This is a genomic window from Acidianus sp. HS-5, from assembly GCF_021655615.1.
Taxonomy (GTDB): domain Archaea; phylum Thermoproteota; class Thermoprotei_A; order Sulfolobales; family Sulfolobaceae; genus Acidianus.
This window is the reverse complement of the sequence record NZ_AP025245.1, coordinates 2,179,214-2,199,203: the sequence shown is the minus strand read 5'-3', so window position 1 is coordinate 2,199,203 and position 19,990 is coordinate 2,179,214. Positions and strand designations below refer to the sequence as shown.

Genomic DNA, 19,990 nt, shown 5'->3' with positions numbered 1-19,990 from the left:
AAAATGAATTTAAAGCGTTAATTTGACAATTTTTGAGTAGAAAGGATAAAAACTTTTGTAAAAAGGTATTTTAATACGTGGTAGATAATTCAAATTATGAGTAAAATAATAGCTGGACTAACAACACTAGTTTTAATTTCTTCCCTCCTAATGTCATCAGTCTTAATCGCATCAACAACTAACACGTATTTCATAGACTACACAATAACCTATCATTCCCACTATTCAGGGAAATATTTAACTAGTTCATGCAAAGAATCTGTAATAAACTTAAACATAACTTCAACAAAAATAAGCGAAAACAAATATAATAATACAATAACAATAACAGGGTATATTTATACTAATTCTTCTTCACCCTTCATGATGTCAGTGAACAATATGACAATTCACCACACCTTCAATTTTACTACAAAATTCCCATTAGTTAAGGAAATAACAATATTCAACATAAGTAGATTATTGAACATTACATTAAATATAAGCAAAGAATTAAAAGTATTCAACATAACTATTAATTACAAGGTAAATTATCAACCTAACGGGACTGAAAAAACAGTATTTAATAATAAGACTTACACTTTGGACTCTTTCAAAGCTTTCTTAAGCCTAGCAGCTGAAGGACATAATAAGTATTTTAATACAGCATACTCCTCAACAATGGAAGGAAATATATTAACGTTCCAGAAGGGAATATTTTACAAGCTATACTTGACTGGAGAAAGTTACAAGAACATTACAATCAGTAACTTCATGAATATTTACTCCAAAGGAAATACTACTTTATGCGTAATATTAAAGAATACTAACATTAAGCTAGACAGTGTAACCACTCATGGCATGGATGCTCCAACTACTAATAATTCAGCTAATAATGGCCAAACAGAAATTAAACCTGAGGAATTCCTAATTCCAGCAGGAATAATAGCTTTAATTGCAGCAGGAATAATCCTAATAAGGAAATTCTGAGGATAAAGATATATCTTTCTTTTTATAATCTATTTTTATGAGTGTAGTCATTGCGAAAGATCTTACTAAAAAGTACGGAGACTTCCTCGCAGTAGACCACATAAACTTTGAAATAGAGAAAGGAGAGATTTACGGACTTTTAGGACCAAACGGTGCAGGAAAGACTACTACTATAAAAATGCTAACAGGATTAATCCCAATAACTGAAGGCGACGCAATAATTGCAGGAATTTCAGTAAAGAAGAAACCTGGAGAAGTAAAAAAGAGAATAGGCTGGATTTCTTCAGAAGTAATCTTAGACGACGAGTTAACAGCTTGGGAAAACTTGGAAATTCAAGCCAAACTCCTAGGAGTTAAAGACTGGCAAGAAAGAGCAAACCAATTGCTCGATTATTTCGGAATTAAAGAATTCAAAAACAGGAAGGCAGGAAAGTTCTCCACCGGAATGAGGAAAAAGTTAGAAGTATCTATGGCGTTACTCCATTCGCCGGAAATAATATTCATGGACGAGCCAACTATAGGTTTAGACGTAAACACTAGGGCTTCCCTCTGGAATTTGATTAGGCAAATAAACAAGGACTATGAAGTTACAATACTCCTAACTACACATTACATGGAGGAGGCAGACATGCTTTGTAGGAGAATAAGTATAATTAATAGAGGAAAAATCATTGCAAAGGGAACTCCTGAAGAGCTAAAAGAAAGATATGGAGGAGATGTTATTGAAATTGAATTAAAAGAAAAGAAAGACGGAGTAATCTCTGACTTAGAAAGCATTGGAAAAGTAATAAGAAACGACGGAAAAATTGCGATCAAAGTAGGCAATGCTGAAGAAGTATTGCTGAAGGTAATAAACGTCGTAGGGCAAAGCAATATAAAATCAATTAAGATAAACAAGTCGTCCCTAGATACGGTATTCTTAAACTTAACCGGAGGAAGCTTAGAGGAAGAAGAGTTTGACGCTAGGAAATTCTACGCAATGTTAAGGAGGGCGAGAAGATGATAGAAGGTTTAGAAGCACTATACATGAGGGAAGTTAAGAGAATTTATAGAAGTATTTACATGTGGATAATGATAATCTCACAGCCAGTAATGTGGCTAATCTTTTTCGGAAGTTCTCTCTCAGGAATGCCTAAGGAAGTCCTAATTTCCTTCTTCCACACTACAAACTACATCGCATTTATCCTCCCTGGAGAACTGTCAGTATCAATGCTTTTCGTAGGGATGTTCTCCTCAATGAGCTTAATACAAGATAAAAGGTTCGGTTACATGAAGAGAGTATTCATAACTCCGGTTCCCAAATACTACGTTTTCCTGGCAAAAGTCTTCGGAGGAATAACTAGGGGATTACTACAAGTGCCTATCTTAATAGGTACTGCAGTAGCAATGGGAGTTTCACTAAACATTAACGTGATAAATATAATAGGAATAATCTTAGCGTTAACTTTTCTAGGTATGGGATTCTCTTCACTTTACGCTATGTTCACAATAAGGACCGCAGACTGGCAAGCTCCTGGCGTTATTGCAAACTTACTCAATTTGCCTTTAATGTTCTCCAGTACTGCCCTCTTTCCCAAAGCTTTCTTCCCATCTTGGCTTTCAGCAATAAGCGACGTAAATCCAATTACTTACTCAGCAGAATTAGGAAGAGAAGCCCTGCTCTCAGGAGATCCTAACTGGGCTTACTTAGGTTATCTAGCAATTTTTGGATTAATAATGCTAGCAATAGGAAGTTATTTAACCAATAAATACATGCAGTCTGAATAAGATATTTTTACTTAAGATGAAAAGTATATTATATGTTTTTATCCGTAAGATCTATAGCTTCGCTTATACTCTTAGGAGGAGTAGTAATATTTGGCGTTACAGGATCATATATTTTAGGCCATTTCGGGCACAATTTTAATCAATCCATGGACCTTGTGAATTCAATATATTTCACTGTAGTAACGCTCTCAACGGTAGGTTATGGGGATATTGTGCCTATTACACCGATAGCTAAAATTTTTGTTGTGGTTCTAATAGTATTCGGCATGGGGGCATTCTTAACTGCATTAACAAGTATTTCGGGAGATATAGCTAGTAAAAGAATACTAGATCTAACAGGAAGATTAGAAAAAATTGAAGAAGAAATGAACAAAGTCAAAGTCTTATTAATAGGCAGCGGAGGGGTTAACTTATCGTTGGCAGAAAACTTTGAAAAAGAGAAAATAAGATATATCTTACTCATCTCAGATAAAACAGAAGCTGAGAGACTTTCAGAAAAAGGAATAAAAACATACGCAATAAACATAATTTCTGAGGAAGAGATTAGAAAATTCCATCCTGAGAAAGTAAAGACTATTATAATAGATATGCAAAACACATCCGATATGCTATATGTTATACTAATATTGACTGAACTAGCAAAAGATTCAAATATCATTGCAATAGTTCATAACGAAGATTTAGAAAAAAGATTGGAAAGCGTAAGAAAAATAAAGGATATAAAGATCGTAAACCCAAGCAAACAGGTGGCTCAAGAATTATTCTCATCTCTAAAATAACTTCCTCTCCAACCTCATAGCACTAGACTCAAAATCATTTCACAAATATAAATTCAGCATGAAGTCTCATATTTTTCTTTTATGTTGATCTTTATTCATTTTTAACTTTTATTTAAACTCTTATTTGTATGCGACTCGTTGAAGATATATGTCTTGTATCCTTATTCGCTTTCCTATAGCTGGACACTTTATTAAATACTTCAATAACTCAAGAAGTATTATGTTTGATCCTCAAAGGGTCTAGCTTCTAGTATAAGAAGAGGTTAGCTAAGTTCTCATTAAATAAATAAAAACTCCTTCATAAATAAAGGAATATACGTCATCATACTTATGGTAAAGAGTATTAAGAATAATGCAACAAATAGGCTAACAAGAATTATTTTTCACAATTAGATTTTGGGTCTACCGTAAAAGGCGAGGCTTTCAGACTTTTGTAAAATCTCATATATTGTCTTCAATTTAATCTCCTATGTTATGCTATATAAAAGAAGTATAAAGCTATGTATGCGGCCGCCGGGATTTGAACCCGGGACCTCCGCCGTGGCAGGGCGGCGTCCTAATCCATGCTAGACTACGACCGCATAATATAACTTTTTTTCTTCAGATTTATAGTTTTCTATCCTATCTAGTCTCTTACAAGGAATGTTGAAGTCAATTAATACAACTGATAAACATGTTATACTTCATCAAATCTTAAAGACCAAGATTCATATAGCTTCATAAGTAATATTCTTAATTAGACCTAAAAAGACAAAGTAATGTAGTATGTATAATAACATTGTTTGAACATATGATTCTTATGTGTTGCTTCATGATTTACCCTTAACCTTCATGGCTAACTAAGTATAAATTATTCCAAAGTTTAGAATGCACAAAATAAGAGATAAGAGGGGATTAATCCTGTCATGAAGAACATTATAGAGGACCTTGTTAAGAAGTATAAAATCCTTGTACTTGAGATAGTTATAAAAGGATTACTTGAGAGTTATGCTATAGAAGAATTTTATGAAGATGAAGCATTGGATTACTTAGAACTCAGATAAGAGTTAAAGAGATTTCAAGTTAGATATTACTACCTGAATCTCATAGCATGCTTGTATAAAATATAGTAAATTTTATAATATAATATTTATGAAATTTCCTTTTCAAACACATCTTATATCAAAGAGAATAAAAATATAAAGTTTCAACTTAAACTTCCGCACCACTATATTAATATATAACACTTAGTATAGACGCCTACTAATTAACAAAAATAACTGAAGAACAAAAGAAAAAAATTAATTATCTTTATGCTACTTTCCTAAATACGAGTACCAATGCTACTATAGCAATTATTAGACCGATTATAGCAAGAACCAAACTTCCGTATTCAATCGTTGTCATAGAAGATACTTTACTGTTTAAATCGCTTATTTGGCCCTTGAAGTAAGTTATGTTATTAGACAAGTACGTTTCCAATGTAGATAACTCACCATCAAGCTTCGTAACATTACCAGACAAGTATGCCTCTAGATTAGATATTTTTGTACTATCAGCAGATAAATTACCTTCCAAGGTAGATATTTTACTGTTAAAGTAGCTTATGTTACCAGACAAGTACATCTCCAGTGTAGATAACTCAGTCTTGAAGTAGCTTATGTTACCAGATAAGTACATCTCTAGATTAGATATTTTACCATTTAAGTAGCTGACGTTTCCTGACAAGTACATCTCTAGTGTAGATAACTCACCATCAAGCTTCGTAACATTACCAGACAAGTACATCTCCAGTGTAGATATTTGACCCTTAAAGTAGCTTATGTTACCAGACAAGTACATCTCCAGTGTAGATAACTCAACTTTTAACGAATTTACTTCTTTAGTCAGATTCAATATCTCTTGTTCCTGATTATATTGAACGGTCAAAAATTCTTCTTCAGTTGCAGTAAATGTTCCAGAAGGATTAGTATAGGTTGCGTTAATTATTAAATTGCCCTCAAACTGCATGTTTGGAATTGTAATCATTATTTCGTAAGCTCCTACAGTTGCGTTATATTTTCCAGGATAAGAAGCGCCATCAAATGTAGCAGTTACGGTAGCATTACTAACTGGAATGCCCGCATAGGTTACAATTGCACATATTATTAAAATACTATTACCTAGAGTATCAATATTAATGTTCTGAGCCGGACTTAATATATCAACTATTGTTGCATGAGTGGAATTATAGCCTAATACTTTTGTTATATCAACTGCAACTTCTTGAACTTCTACAGTAAACTTAAGCGTATATGACTTTGGTGCTACTACCGTAATAGTTTTTTGAGTAGTAACATAAGGAGATGGAGGTACTACTTGTATAGTATACGTTCCGCTTGGTAACATCAATACTGCCTCACCAGTAGAGTTAGTAATAGCAAAATATGGAGTTCCTACAGCAGATACTTTAGCTCCTTGAATTGGTATATTTTGAGAATTAAATACTTGAACAACTACAGTAGCTAACTGAGGCTCAAATTCAAAAGTTGTCTCATTAGTAAAGCCAGTGTTTGTACCAACCTTTATTGCATATGTTCCATATGGATACTGACTATTGGCAGCACTTGGGAAAGTAAATAATACGGCAGAATACTCACCAGATGATGTGCTATTTACTATAGTACTATATACATCAACCCCATTTGGATTATACACTGAAATTCCAACTTCTACATTAGGAGGAGCAGTCCCTTCTACAACCACTGTCTGACCCGGATGATAAATTGGCGCTGTAGTAACTGTTATTACAGAGTCTGCTGCAAGTAAGTTTATTGACGAAACCGTAAACAATACAAATATTGCTAATATAGGAATTAAATATTTATGAGACATCATACCCAATCACCATTTAATAAAAGGAAATAAAAAACTTATCTTTAACTTGAAACTGTTGCAGTATAGACATATTTACCAGGCACATATGGTATTGTTAATTGTGGATTACTGAATAACAATATTGTAATATTATACATTCCTGGCATTGCTGGTGTCCATTCTGGTCCGAATGTTACCGTCTGCCCTGGAGTTATTGATTCTACGAATATCTCCGGCTGAAGTACTGTCGTAGTATTCACTGTAATCTCGACTACTGCATATACAGTAGTAGTTACTGTTCCTTCATTAGTTAAGTTGAAGAACAACTCATATGTCTGTCCAGCTGTTAGATCAGACAATGATACTGGCTTTCCTGTTGTAGTGTATATTGCTGTAAATCCAGTCACTACTGGCTTTAATACTATCTTGCCTACGAAGAAGTAACTGCTTGCTGACACAGTGAATGAATGATATACGCCATTTACAAATCCAGCCCCTATAATTGCTGATGCAGTCGTTGATATGTTATTTACTGTTCCAGGCGCTACTGATACTACTCCTGGCTGTCCTGCATAGAATGAATAATACTGTACAGGTACTATCCTTAATTCTCCCGTATAGTTACCAGTATATACTCCAGATATTACTTGTTCAGCTAAAGTTAAGGTAGTCTTTACTCCGGTAGCAGGGTTATACACGTTTACTGTGAATGATGTGAACTCGGTAGCAGTTGATGGTGAATATACGGATACTGTCACTAATATTCCAGTTGACGTATTGACGAATGGTAAAGCCAATGCTGGATTCTCTGTTACGTTTTCTCCATTATACATTAGAGATATTATTGGCTGCATTATTCCTATTGGTATACTTGAGATGTTTGGCTTGATACTTAATGTTGCATATCCCGAAGATATTGCAGTTATACCCGGTTCACTAGGTACTGGAACAGTTATTTCATGGAATGCTAACAGATTACCACTTAAGACTACATTGTCAGTTAAATTAACGTTTAAGGAACCTTTCGTATAGGAATTAGGTAATCCGTCCCACAATGCCATTGGTACGTATATAGTATATGTTGGAACAGGACTTACTGAATAGTTAGCTGTCACAGTAGATGCTATGGCCATTATGTCAGTACTTGTCAATGTCTGTCCAGATACTTGAGCCTGCAATATAGATAATGCTTCTCCTACTATATTTTCATAATTATTGCTAGTTAAGCTAAATGATCCTGGAGCTGGATGCTCTAAGTACTGGAATAACGGAGAGGATATTTGAATCTCTAACTTCTCAAATGGACCTGCTGGAGGTATATTTACTATATGAACGTTATATATGCCTAAGTTAAACGTTGAATTTATATCGTTTACACCTACTGATACTTGATGATATGAGGATACTATTCCGCTTGATGTAGAGAACCTGCTTATTTGATTAGTAAAATTGAAGTATACAGTGGTTTGTGGAGCTACAGTATAACCATTCGCTGCTAAATTGGTAATTCCCTCAGATGTACTGTTTGTTATTACTTGGTTACCTAAATATACTGTTCCAGTAAACATTGTGCTGTTTGAGCTTACTTGAACTAAATATGCCATCTCCATTACGTTAGTTAATGTAGTTGAGTAACCATTCCATAGTAGTGCCATAGCAGTAAATGGTATTGGAGATAACTTCATGTTCATGTAATTTGGAGCTGGCTTCAAACCAGGGGCATTAAGCGTTACTGCTACTGGTTGTCCACTCATAGCTGTAGTAGTATTAGTACTTAATGTTACTTGAGCTATGGTTAATGTTATTGTACCATTTACTACTTGATCAGTAGCTGGAGACGTATACTCTACTACGAACATTCCATCTATTAATTTACATGCTTTAACGGTCGTCGGTACTCCATTAATTACCAAGTATCCATTATTATTGATATAATATGTAAATGTACCATTAAAGTATCCAGAATCTGATGCAGTTTCCGTTAAAGTCATTGTAATCGAATATAATTTAATTCCCGAACTGTTTTCCACTATTAATTCTGGTGCCGCAGTTAATACGCTTGTAGGTGATTGTGAGGCATATGCTTGATCATGTACTTCTATGTTTATGTAGTGCTTGTAGGAGCTGCCCTCTAAGTTAGGTATATATGCAGTTACTGAAGAGAAGCCATGGCTTGTTGGTGCGCACAGGTATATCGTTGGAACTATTACTTGCAACTCGTAAGTTGCTGATAGCTGCTGCAATACTATGTCATCATATATATTTAGTGTTATTTTAGTTCCCGCCGGTATATATTTCAAGCCCAATGCGTTTTCAAGTTCAGTCTTCAGTACAGTTATAAAGAATGTTCCGTTACCTGTTGGTGACGTTAGCGAAGTTATACCTAATTTGGATAAGCAGAAGTGACATATTTTACCATTAGGTAATATTACAGTAACATTAGCATTAGCTATTACTATTCCATTATATTCAACATTGTATCCAGACATTGTAAGAGTTGTTGGAACTCCAAACGCTAGGTTAGGTTCGTTCCACACAAACGTGTAGGTATCAGTCGTATTAGATACTTGTTGTACTGATGGAGAGTAATCACTTAAAGTTGAAGTTTGTACAGTTATTGTTCCTATACCGCTGCTATTAACTGGAATCTCACTGCTCTCTATATAATATGACGCTCCTATATCGTTTGTGGCATTAATTCTTAATTCTGTAGTTGAATATTGAGATGGCGTAACACATACAACGATTAAATCGTAGCAAGAATAGAACGTTATTTTAGGTGTTGCAGAGTATTTAACCTCTACTTTTGCAGTAAAGTATGGACATCCTGCTGCAACTTCTGGTATATCAGCTGACCCAGTTGTTACCACTAAACCACTAGTCTTACATACTAATGCAACAACCACATTGATAGCTCCAGAGACGCCCAAATTTGTCACATTGTCGGGCGCGTCAACTGTTAGAGTACCCTGAGAAGATATAGATAATGAGAACGATTGTACATTAATTAAACTGAAGCTGGTTACATTTTGTAAGCATGTAGTATACTCAAATGCGTCTTCGAAGGTTATTTTTACGGGAGTATCTGGTTTTACTTCTTGAGTGCCAACAGTATCATATTTGAACTGTGCACCAGTTACATAGGCTGGCGTATAATGCCCTGAAGTTAAACAGGCCTCATAATTTTTACATTGATAGGTAGCGACCACTGTAGTGTTCATTATGAATGTACCATTATATACTGGGACGCCATATACTTGATCAGAATATGCGTACTCTTCGTTAGTGAATATCTTCGTAGAGACGTATTCTCCACTTAATATCGATGGATAGCATACTTTTTGATTTACATAAGCGCATTTACCGGTAGTAGCGTTTATGAATGTGCAGCTCTGGAATGGGTCAGCTTGGTATACTTGATCTGTAAATATTACAGGAATTGTTGAGTTGAATGGCAAGTATCCTACTTCTTTATAGAAGTGAGCCGCGTTTGGACATAACTGTAAGGTTGGAGAGTATGAATTACTTGAATCTAATAAGTTCTCAAGGCTTATAGTTATTGGAGTTACTCCTGGTGGTGAGAACGTTGCAGTTATTTTAGCGCAAGTGGTAATTATACTTTTCTCTGCTGTGTATAAATTAATCGGGACTACACACTCCACGGTCTTGCTCTCGTTATTATATATCAGATGATATAATGTAGTAGGTAAATCATATATATAATTACCTACACTACTGCTATATATTAAATATTCATTATAGAATGTGCCAGTGGATGAGATTACCGTTGCTTCATAATTTTCTGCAGAGCAGTACCCTGCCTTAACGGATTTACCGCAAGCTACGGGCAATGTTTTTGGAGCACAAGTTGGCGTCGCTGTTAGGAAGATATAGTATATGTCTCCCTCTTCTAAATCATATACTTGTTTAGGACAAACCTTTACTGGAGTAGTCCCAACATAAAGGTGTAAGTTATTTGCAATAAACGCTGTGTCATTAGGATGATTCGGGCATGTGACTTCTATTAATACTACTTGTCCTGGAAATATTTCATCGACGTTTGAATTCATTGATGGAGCTTGGCTTGATGCAGCTAATGTTGTAGTTGGTACAAAGATGAATAGTTCTCCCATTAATAGAGCTAAAATAACAAGGGATGCGCCCTTTAACCAGACTTTTTCCGAATCCATTTACTTTTTCACTGACAGTCACCTAATAAGTTATAAAATATAAAGTATACGACTACAAGTGTATACAATCCCTCTGGAAACTCCAGGGAACTCAAAAGGTATTCAGACCGTTATTTTATCAATTTTTACTCTCAATAATTTTCTTTTAAACTTAAAATTCCTTGAGTATTATGTTGCGGATAGGCTTAAAAGAGATAATACTATTTAAGTAGTGTGAGAAAAAAGGATAGAAAAAACAAGTTATCCTTCGTCTCTAACATTATCCTTGGGTTTAGTATTTTCCTAATGCTAGGTGTTTGGCTGGGTGCTTTTGCGGTCGACGGGTTTTACACGGGTTTTGAATACTATTTTTTTGCATTCCTCCTATTTACTATAGGAATTGTCCTTAAGGCCGTCTCGGTAAAAAGTTAATAAGTGTAATTTCAACTTTGGTTTATGATGAGGAGATTAATAGCTATCCCAATAGTTACGTCTTTTTACCTTATAATTTTTAGGTCTCTTTTCTACACTACTGCGTTCTCCTTGGTAGATACTGAACCTTCTCCTGAAAAAATTGTATCTTTCTTTTATTCTCCGCCTTTTCTTGAGGGGTACGTAATTAACGCAATCAATGGCTTGTGGTGGAATTCTCCTGAGAAGGTATTCACGGTTTTGCCTTTTATTGTTGGTACGCTGTCTTTCTATTATTTTTCTGGAATTAAAGAAGATTGGAAGAACTGGTTACTCTCTTTTCTATATATGTTGAACCCTGGGACTGTCTTTATTTTTCTATCAGGAGACGCGCCGGGGATACTTTTTGCCTATGCTCTGTTACCTATAGTGTTCAAGACTGGGAAGGACCTTGCCCTTAACCCTAATCCAGGTAGTATGTTCCTTTTAGCCGGGGCAGTTGCTTTGGATAACTTTGTGTACTTTGAGGGTTTCATATTTTCTGCAATATTCCTTTTACCATTTATTTTTATATCTAGGGATAAAAAGAAATTCATTCTATATGCTTTACTTTCTCTCGCCCTGGGCTTTTTGACCGAGGTTAATTATGAGGTTTTAATTTATTTGACTGTCGTCCCTTCGTTGTCTACTTATTCCTTAATCTCCGGTTATCTAGAGCTGATGTATTATGAAATGGGGTATATTTCATTATATTTAGTTATTTACTTTCTCTTAGCTTTAAGGGAAAAGAAGAGGAAAATCATTTTCTCAGTTTTGTCAACTTCCTTCATAATTTTAACGCTGTGGTCTTTCCTTTTCCTGCACCCTGTGAACCTTCCTTTGCTTAATGCGATTATTCTTACCTTAACTACTTTTCAGACTAAGTTTATACTGTTTATAAATGGGTTAGTGATAATTTCGCTTTCTTATCTAAGGAATTGGAAGTATTTGTTGTTAGTCGCAGTCTTGTTAAGCATATCAAATTATCCTTACATAGCAAACGGGGGTATGCATTATACTGTTTATTCAATTTTTACTTTCAATGCAAAGGATTATTCCGTCAACGAGTGTATATATAATGTTGAAAAGTATGTTTACAGTCATGGCGATGAATTCTTTTACATAGGTTTTCCTCTATATATGGAAAGAGATAATTACATTTCTAGCCTTTTTGATAATATAAAATTTATTCCTACTCTTAACGCGTCGTATCTAGCATCACAAGGGGTAAAGTACGTAATTACCACGGAACCTATTGACGAGAAAGGGTTAGTTTTAGTTTACACTTCTGGAAATTATAAAGTGTATGAGGACGAAGAGTTTGTGTCCACAGCGTTTTCCAATGACGGTTACCTAAATATTTCAGTTAGCCCTTGTAAAATTATAGTTAAAGGAAATTCTAGCATGGCTTATGTCGAGTATCCTTTTGATAGGTTTTGGAACACCTCTGGTGGAAATTCTTCAATAATGATTATCCCTATGCATAACGGCGAGGGAATTGCAGTTAATAGTGAACCTATAGTAAACGATTATTTAATGGCAGCTAATCTCGTTTCCTTTATAATCATTATCGTCGGGATAGTCTTCACTAGATTTAAAATACGAAAAATTTTATTTCAGGCCAAGGGTTATCGATAATATGAAGTATAAGATAATAGCTTTGGCAGTAGCTATAATACTAGGAGTAGTAGCAGTAACATTTTACTTAAATTATCATCCAACACCCGTTATGTTCCCTAAAAATTTTCAAGGATATGTACTTAAGGACGAAACTAACACCTCAGGATATGGGACAATACTGAATTATACGGTCTATTATTCAGAATACAATGCGTTCTATGTAGGAAAGAATTCAAATATTTCTATAGTTGTATATAATATATCTTCCGTTAAGGTAGCTAATGCACTATTTAATCATCTGATTTCTGGCATAAAATCTTCTAATTACACAAATGATAAATATATAAATGGAGTTAACGAGGAGGAAAATTTCTTTTTTAATAACGGATATACTATAGTTGTAGAAAAGGGTAACTTTGTGATACTGCTCTCAAGCGTTAATAGTAACTTTTCAAACGGTATCGATATTATAAGGAACATAATTGAAAGTATATCTGCCCAGTGAATTTCTCGTCTTAATGGTGTCTTCAAAGTTTGCATATCAACACCTATCCTAACTAGTAATTTTAAAGACTATGAAAATGTTATTACCTCAATGCCTTATCTTTAGGATAGCCTAATCCAGTAACTTCAGAATTCACCATTAAATAAAAAATTATCGTATGAAATTTAGATATTTTTTACCTCAAATATATTGTTACGTACTCCGCAGTTACCGATATGACATGTTTTTAATTCTAGTATGAAGACCCCTCCGTCGTAAAGTATGCAGTTGACGTGTATGTAAATAGTGGTAATTGCTTCTGAGGGTTCGTGCAGCAGATTGTACCCTATATAGAAGTTTGAAATATTGTATATTATCTCAAACTTGTTTCCTTCCAAGTTTGTGCAAATGTGGTTATATATCGTACATGGGACTGGTACGTATACCTCTGCAAATACCCAATTAATGTCCACGTCCTTTCTAAAGCATATTATAGATGTTAAACTATAATTTAAGATACAGCAGTACCAAACACAATTTCTATGTATATGGAAAACGTCCTTCACTACACACCAACTAACATTTCTTGGATATAAGCCATTAATTAACGCAACGTCGCCTGATTTCCCAGTCATCGTCTTAATTAACGGGCTTGAGGTGACTGAACACGCTTTTACTGCAGGCCCAGTCATTATTACATGCTCCACGTCTCCGTTTTGGAAGAAAATTGTCATGTTATCATAGTAATTCGTAGCCCATATAGCGGGTACATTATAAAGATCCGCAAATACACAAGCAGGGTGAGGTGGTGTTATTCTGATTGTCCCGAAAGTCGTTAAGTTCACTACTTTTCCAGGGTAACTAGCAGGCTTCCATACTACCTTTGCATGTTCGCACCCAAAACAACACCAGTGCACAAGGGACGCTTTGTAATAATATGCTACAAAATTCTGTTCAGCCTCGCTGTAATAATAGACATACCAACGAACACAGGTGTCACTATAAGTCTCATATAAGTATTCTATTGTAATATTTTCCGTGATATACTTAACTGGTTGATTCACTGGTATTATGGAATTTATTGTATAATTAACGCAACCGTTATGGCTTAGAACGCACGTATCGTAATATATGTCGTTGTATATTATTTGTGCAGTTCCGTTTGCGTTATCTAGGTTATTGCCCAGGTCACAATTTCTCATTGGATACGCATAAATTATGTTACCCAGCGTCGTGACCATTGCTAGCTTTTCAAATTCCCCTACTTGGTACTCTAGAGCTTGGTGACTGTCCCACGTGGTCTCTTCCGGCTGCGGGTCTATAATTTTGACGTCACCCCCGTCATAACCTAGGAAATAAGAAACGTTAATGGACACAAGGGGTGAAGAATAGAAAACCAGCAACACCGTCCCAGTCGTATTACAGTAGTAGAAACCCACGGGTGAATTTTTCTCATTAACTTCGGTTATTTGCTCTTCAGCCTCATTCTGCATCGGTTGTACTGCGTTAATGTTTTCTTCTTCCTTTGAAGCTGTTGAGTTCGTTAGCATTGCTAAAGGGACTAGGACTGACACCATTACAATGAGCAGGAACACCATACCAATTACTGCTGATAAACCTTTCATATAGTTCTTTCGATTTTTTAAGAATGGTGTGGAGGATGAAAGTAATCTTTAATTTAGTATAGTCAAAACATATAGCGTGAAGTTAATATTAAGTTTAAATAAACGTACTTCAATTGCCGTTCTATTCTTACTGTCAATATTTTCAAGGCTAATAGGAATACCGTGGATCTACCAATTTATGTATTTCCTTTTTACTCTCCCAGATTACTCAATTCAAGGATTTTTTCTTAACCTTTCGATGATAGTAATTCTTTCAATAATGATAGTAATATTCGGAATTACAAAAAGTATACTTATACTAAAGAATAAGATGAAATAAAAAGGAATAGCTACCATTCACCGAAGTATTTTTCTAACGCTAAGTCTCCTTTACTCCACATGAAGTATTTAACGAATAACTCCTTCTTTAGAGAATTCGTTGGAGAAGGAACTGCAGTGGAGTGAGTTCCCTTGTACATCGTATTATCGCTTACTGCAACGCCGTAGCCTTCTAAAGGATTATCTGCAATGCAAACTACTGCAGGATCGTACTTATCAACCTTTGTAGGAACTCCTAACCTATTAGCTAAGTGCTGCGCAGCAATCCTCCCAGTCTTTACAGCTAAATAAGCTAATTTGGGAACCGTCATTGCATTCGAGTCTCCTGAAGCATAAACGTTATCGTATTTAATTGATACCATGTTTAAGTCTGTTGGAATGAATCCGCCGTCGTCTACTAAGTCAGGGGTTGAATTCTTTAATGCAGGATTTCCAGTATAGGGAGGTAAAATTAGTGAAAGGTCTGAAGGCAATTTATTGCCATTTTCATCAATTATTTCATGCTCTGTAATTTCCCTTACTCTAAATTTTTGGATTAAAGTAATTCCAAGCTCTTTGTACATTTCTCCTACTGCTTTTCTAGCATCTGAGGATAAATCTGATAAATACTCACCAGGCGAATACACTGTCATCTTAACCTTATCTAACATTCCCCTTTTCTTGAAATATCCGTGGAGCATTAATGACATTTCAAAAACTGGTCCTTCGCAAGCAGCATCTGAGAATGGAGCTAAATTTTCTGGAACTTTAGGCCTCGGATTATGACCTTGATAGAAGTATCCTGAACCTATTGTTATGTTTCCTCCTTGAAAAGTTTCTAGCCTATCCCTTAGCTTCAAAGCAAACTCTGGTTCGCATACACTGTAACCGTATTTATCCCAGCCTTTAATTAGTTCAGTACCTAAATGTGCTCCTATTCCCACAATTACGTAATCATATTCTTCCTCCTCTATTGAGCCATCTGGTTTTTTATATGTAATCTCGTTATTCTTTGCATCTATTTTAATTACTTTTCCTTCTTGAAATTCTATACCTTTTTCGGGCAATGCTTGAGCTAAATCTAACTTGAACTCGTCAACGTCTTTTACTCCTATTGAAACGTGAGGTAAGTCTAATCTTAACCAGCTGTATCTGCTCTCGTTTATTAGCTTTATTTCTGCTTTACTTCCTACTAGTCTTTTTAAAGTGTACGCTGGTGTCAATGCTCCGAATCTTCCTCCTAAGATTAATACTTTAGTCATTTTTGTCAACGAAACTATATGTTTGATAATAAAAAAACCTTTTTTATGTAAATTTATATTTCTCAATTTATCTAAAAATATGTATGAAATTAACACTCTAAAATTTTGCACAAACATCTTTCAGTTTATAAAAATGGAGATAAGGGACGGAAAAATTCGCCGTTCACAGTAGACCCAAAATCTAATTGTGAAAATAATTTCTATCGGCTAATAATAGGCTATGAGAATTTAATGTAATTGGATAGTTGATTTTATGAAAATTTTTAGAAATTTCTAAGCGTTAGATCTTTTATATTTCTACAAGGTAAACTGAGGAATATTACCGTAATATTAGAAATAATGAAAACGTTTTATTTATGACAACTATTTGATACATTATTCCTAATACTTTTTACTATAAATATTAATGAAGTATATTCTTTTACTTATGAAGAAAAAATATGAAACTTAATGCTGGATTTATATTTGTAAAATGATTTTGGATCTACCGTCACGGGAGGGTCTTCCGCCCCTTTGAATCCCCATTAAGATAAATTACAGCAGGAAAACGTGAAATAGCTTGTATTTTTTTGGCCTAATTAAGTTTAGTAACATAATTTGTAGCTTAGTGACGGCACTATCTCCATACTCAAGAGTAAAGTGGAAGATTTTTTTCTAAGTATTTTTATAATCTTTTCTTTTTCTACTTATTGTAAATAATTAGCCTCTAACTGTGTTCCTTGTTCACATATTTTTGGAATATCCAAATCTATATTTTATAAAAGTCTCACTACAATTTGTATCAAAAAGAAATTAAGAGTGAAAAATTAAGCTAATCTTGCTCCACAATTTAGGCAGAATTTAGCTCCTGCTGGATTTAAATAACCGCACTGGGGGCATCTTACTTGTTGTGCTGTAGGTTGAGTAACTGCAGGTTGCGCCATTGGTTGCATTGACTGTTGCTGCATTGGTAAATCAAATAGACCATCACTTATTTCCTTGTCTACTTGTTTTAATAACCTCCTGTCTATTAATTCTCTACCTAAAGGACCTATGTGCTCCTCTTCAATTACTATCCTAAATTCTGATGGACTCCCTGTAAGTCTAACTATTAATTCTTCTGCATGATGAAGATGACCTTTTTTCAACCCTCTAATCATATAATCTTGGTACTGCGGATTTCCCATCATCATTGGTTGTACTGTTGATTCCCAACCTTCTTGTAATAATATACTATTAATCTCTTGGGCTAATGCTTGAAGGTTTACGTACCTTCCGGTATAGAGCTTTTGCATATAATAATCTGCATTTACTGATTTAATAAATCTTCTAAAAATTAGTTTCAGTTATGCCTCCTTATTTTTATTGTTAAAAATACGCTATGGAGTCTATATCATCCTTCATACTAGTTGGTGCAACGATTATTATAGGGATAGTGCTTTTCTCGCTTTTTGCATCTTATGGTGCAATATATTCAGCAAAGACCATAGCACTGCAAGACGCTCAGTATTACTCTGCAGGGGTCAGAGTAACTTCTGGCTCCCCTGTAGGTAACCAAGTTCCAGTAATAATATGCAATTATAACGACAAAGACGGACGCTTAATTTTGGTATCATTCTTCATAAAGCCTTGTTATGTAAAGTCAGCTTCAGAAATTGAACCCGCATGCTTTGCGTTAATAAATTCTACAGCACCTTCAGAGATAAACGCTGAAGTGCTGGGCCTAAGTAATTGCATCGTATATAACGGCATTTTAAAAGGTTACAAAGCTAATACGGGAAACCTTGAGATGGTCTGTATTAAACCCGGATATTATACGGAATTGTGGATAATAATGAAAGTAGACTGTCAATTTTACAGAATAGGTTACTATGTTATAGATTAAATGTATGCGGCCGCCGGGATTTGAACCCGGGATCAACAGCTTGGGAGGCTGCCGTCCTATCCAGGCTAGACGACGACCGCAATTAATATTTTACATTAACATTTTTATATGCTTTTTCTTCCCTAATGTACAGTTAAAAACCCGTTTTAAATATTCTTTTTATGAAAGAAAGGGGAGCAATAGTAGTAATCTTTATCACATCATTTTCCTTCTTCCTTAGTTATTTTTCTAGAATTGCATGGAGTATAGTTTCAGTTTATTCTTCACTTAAACCTACAGAACTGCAGGATGGAATTATATTTTCCCTCTTTTTTATTGGTTATGTTATAGTTCAAATTCCTTCTGGCTTTATTGCAAACAGTTACTCAAAGATGACTTCTTTAGTATCATTACTTGGATTATCTTTAGCTTCTTTCCTTTCAGGTTATGCTAACTCAATTACTTTTGAATATCTTGCGAGCATTTTGATGGGATTATTTGCTGGCTGGATTTATCCTACTACTATAAGGATTCTGTCTTGCAAATTTTCTGGAAGAGAATTACCTATTGCTATAGGATATTACAGTCTTGCTTGGCCTTTGTCTATTGTATTATCTGGAGTAATTCTACCATATTTTAGCATTCACTTTAGTTGGAGATTTCCTTATTATTTAATTTCGGTAATGTCTTTACTTGCAGCTCTATCTTATTTACCCATGCGCATTAAAAATTCTAAAATTGAAAGAAAGTCCCTCTTTATCGTAGCAAAAAATAGAAGTGTCATAATAGTTAGTTTGTCTGGATTTCTTTTCTTCCTCTCTTATTGGATAATAACACTTTATGCATATAAATACTTTCTTACTTTAGGGTTGAACGCTTATCTTGCGGGATTTGCGTATTCAATGTTAGCCTTAACTGGAATTCCTTCTACTATAATTTCTGGATATATAATAAGGAAAATAGGAATAAAGAATTCCTTAACACTTTTTGAAGGAATTTACGGTTTTCTTACACTAAATTTATCATATTATTTATCTTTAATTCAGATATTCCTAGTAACGAGTGTCATGGGTTTTGTTAGATTTATAATAACTCCTGCAAATTCTAGTGCAGTTTCCACAATAGATAGGAAAAATGCAGGTAGTGTTTCGGGATTTGCGAATTTCTTCTGGCAAAGCAGCGGTATTCTTGCTCCTTTAATTGCCTCAATAATTATAACATCCATAGGATTTAATTTACTTTGGACTCTTGCTGGTTTTATAATAATAATCTCCTCATTCATTTACTTATTTTTATTGAAAATTAAGGAATGATACTCTTATTAACCCCTCTTTAGATAAGGTAAAATAGAAAAGGGAACTAAAAATATGCGCGAAAAATCCTTATTTAAGTCAAATAAATTCTCTTCAAAAAGGAAACTTCTAGGAAAATCGCGTTAATGCCCCCTTACGGGGCTTACGTGAAATAAGAATGACTGACGTAGAGAAGCCTTTCAAGAGTGGAGATCATAGAATGGATAAATATACTCTTAAAGATTATTATCTCTGGAAATTGCAGGGAGACTTAGTTTATGTTCTAGATGTTGATGGAAATATTGCAGGGGTTATAGATATTATTGAAGAGAACGAAAGCTTACTAGTGGATATGCTAGCCAGAAATATTTTAATTAATGCAGAAAAAGTTGGTAGTAGACTTCTTGGCTTTGCAGAAGATTTAGCTAAAAATAAAGGTAAGAAAACAGTAAAACTTGAGGCCTTAGATACCGCAGTAGGATTTTACAAAAAAATGGGATACAAAGAAATATATAAGAAAATCGATAAAGAGTGGGGATTACTCACATTAATGGAGAAAGAAGTTGAGAATTATGCTATAGAAAAGGTCTATTATTAA

General features: G+C 34.6%; 17 protein-coding genes and 2 tRNA genes. 12 read left to right on the top strand and 7 right to left on the bottom strand.

The annotated features are described in order from the left end of the window. Positions 1-96 precede the first annotated feature (96 nt). The 4 genes from HS5_RS12150 to HS5_RS12135 are packed head-to-tail and all read left to right on the top strand — an operon-like array spanning position 97 to position 3,515. On the top strand, positions 97-969 hold the full coding sequence (locus HS5_RS12150; RefSeq protein WP_236751634.1) for a hypothetical protein: 873 nt from the start codon (positions 97-99) through the stop codon (positions 967-969). Between the two features lie 37 nt (positions 970-1,006). Continuing rightward, positions 1,007-1,972, top strand: coding sequence for an ATP-binding cassette domain-containing protein (locus HS5_RS12145; protein ID WP_236751633.1), 966 nt, complete (start codon positions 1,007-1,009; stop codon positions 1,970-1,972). Then, positions 1,969-2,736, top strand: coding sequence for an ABC transporter permease (locus HS5_RS12140; RefSeq protein ID WP_236751632.1), 768 nt, complete (start codon positions 1,969-1,971; stop codon positions 2,734-2,736). Before HS5_RS12145 ends, HS5_RS12140 begins: the two co-directional genes overlap by 4 nt. A 32-nt stretch (positions 2,737-2,768) precedes the next feature. Then, a complete protein-coding gene (locus HS5_RS12135; RefSeq protein ID WP_236751631.1) occupies positions 2,769-3,515 on the top strand; it encodes an ion channel in 747 nt (248 codons plus the stop codon). A gap of 505 nt (positions 3,516-4,020) precedes the next feature. On the opposite strand, the gene HS5_RS12130 is transcribed toward HS5_RS12135, so the two are convergent. After that, positions 4,021-4,096: transfer RNA gene (locus HS5_RS12130), tRNA-Gly, on the bottom strand. Between the two features lie 324 nt (positions 4,097-4,420). On the opposite strand from HS5_RS12130, the gene HS5_RS12125 reads away from it, so the two are divergent. Next, positions 4,421-4,558: a hypothetical protein gene (locus HS5_RS12125; RefSeq protein WP_236751630.1), complete on the top strand. Its 138-nt coding sequence runs from the start codon at positions 4,421-4,423 to the stop codon at positions 4,556-4,558. A 247-nt stretch (positions 4,559-4,805) separates the two neighbouring features. Here HS5_RS12125 and HS5_RS12120 read toward each other — a convergent pair whose 3' ends face one another. Together HS5_RS12120 and slaA are read right to left on the bottom strand one after the other, a co-directional pair. Then, complete coding sequence (locus tag HS5_RS12120) at positions 4,806-6,371, bottom strand: carboxypeptidase regulatory-like domain-containing protein (RefSeq protein WP_236751629.1); 1,566 nt, start codon at positions 6,369-6,371, stop codon at positions 4,806-4,808. Positions 6,372-6,412: 41 nt separating this feature from the next. Continuing rightward, positions 6,413-10,540 carry an S-layer protein SlaA gene (slaA, locus tag HS5_RS12115; RefSeq protein WP_236751628.1) on the bottom strand — a complete coding sequence of 1,376 codons (4,128 nt, stop codon included), beginning with the start codon at positions 10,538-10,540 and terminating at the stop codon, positions 6,413-6,415. Positions 10,541-10,753: 213 nt separating this feature from the next. On the opposite strand from slaA, the gene HS5_RS12110 reads away from it, so the two are divergent. The 3 genes from HS5_RS12110 to HS5_RS12100 are packed head-to-tail and all read left to right on the top strand — an operon-like array spanning position 10,754 to position 13,094. Beyond that, positions 10,754-10,951: a hypothetical protein gene (locus HS5_RS12110; protein WP_236751627.1), complete on the top strand. Its 198-nt coding sequence runs from the start codon at positions 10,754-10,756 to the stop codon at positions 10,949-10,951. Positions 10,952-10,975: 24 nt separating this feature from the next. Continuing rightward, on the top strand, positions 10,976-12,607 hold the full coding sequence (locus HS5_RS12105) for a hypothetical protein (protein ID WP_236751626.1): 1,632 nt from the start codon (positions 10,976-10,978) through the stop codon (positions 12,605-12,607). A 1-nt stretch (position 12,608) separates the two neighbouring features. Then, positions 12,609-13,094: a hypothetical protein gene (locus HS5_RS12100; RefSeq protein WP_236751625.1), complete on the top strand. Its 486-nt coding sequence runs from the start codon at positions 12,609-12,611 to the stop codon at positions 13,092-13,094. A gap of 164 nt (positions 13,095-13,258) precedes the next feature. Here HS5_RS12100 and HS5_RS12095 read toward each other — a convergent pair whose 3' ends face one another. After that, entirely contained in the window at positions 13,259-14,698 is a 1,440-nt protein-coding gene (locus tag HS5_RS12095; RefSeq protein ID WP_236751624.1) for a hypothetical protein, read from the bottom strand. Positions 14,699-14,774: 76 nt separating this feature from the next. Here HS5_RS12095 and HS5_RS12090 point away from each other — a divergent pair, with 76 nt between their 5' ends. Next, positions 14,775-15,017, top strand: coding sequence for a hypothetical protein (locus tag HS5_RS12090; protein WP_236751623.1), 243 nt, complete (start codon positions 14,775-14,777; stop codon positions 15,015-15,017). Positions 15,018-15,027: 10 nt separating this feature from the next. Here HS5_RS12090 and HS5_RS12085 read toward each other — a convergent pair whose 3' ends face one another. Beyond that, positions 15,028-16,257 (bottom strand): FAD/NAD(P)-binding oxidoreductase, encoded by a 1,230-nt coding sequence (locus HS5_RS12085; RefSeq protein ID WP_236751622.1) that lies wholly within the window; start codon positions 16,255-16,257, stop codon positions 15,028-15,030. A gap of 806 nt (positions 16,258-17,063) precedes the next feature. After that, positions 17,064-17,531 carry a zinc ribbon domain-containing protein gene (locus HS5_RS12080; RefSeq protein ID WP_236751621.1) on the bottom strand — a complete coding sequence of 156 codons (468 nt, stop codon included), beginning with the start codon at positions 17,529-17,531 and terminating at the stop codon, positions 17,064-17,066. An 86-nt stretch (positions 17,532-17,617) separates the two neighbouring features. On the opposite strand from HS5_RS12080, the gene HS5_RS12075 reads away from it, so the two are divergent. After that, positions 17,618-18,121, top strand: a complete 504-nt coding sequence (locus HS5_RS12075) for a hypothetical protein (protein ID WP_236751620.1) — start codon at positions 17,618-17,620, stop codon at positions 18,119-18,121. Positions 18,122-18,126: 5 nt separating this feature from the next. Here the strand turns inward: HS5_RS12075 and HS5_RS12070 are convergent. Continuing rightward, a tRNA-Gly gene (locus HS5_RS12070) sits at positions 18,127-18,201 on the bottom strand. Between the two features lie 81 nt (positions 18,202-18,282). On the opposite strand from HS5_RS12070, the gene HS5_RS12065 reads away from it, so the two are divergent. Next, positions 18,283-19,413 carry an MFS transporter gene (locus HS5_RS12065; RefSeq protein WP_236751619.1) on the top strand — a complete coding sequence of 377 codons (1,131 nt, stop codon included), beginning with the start codon at positions 18,283-18,285 and terminating at the stop codon, positions 19,411-19,413. Between the two features lie 157 nt (positions 19,414-19,570). After that, positions 19,571-19,990 carry a GNAT family N-acetyltransferase gene (locus HS5_RS12060; RefSeq protein ID WP_236751618.1) on the top strand — a complete coding sequence of 140 codons (420 nt, stop codon included), beginning with the start codon at positions 19,571-19,573 and terminating at the stop codon, positions 19,988-19,990.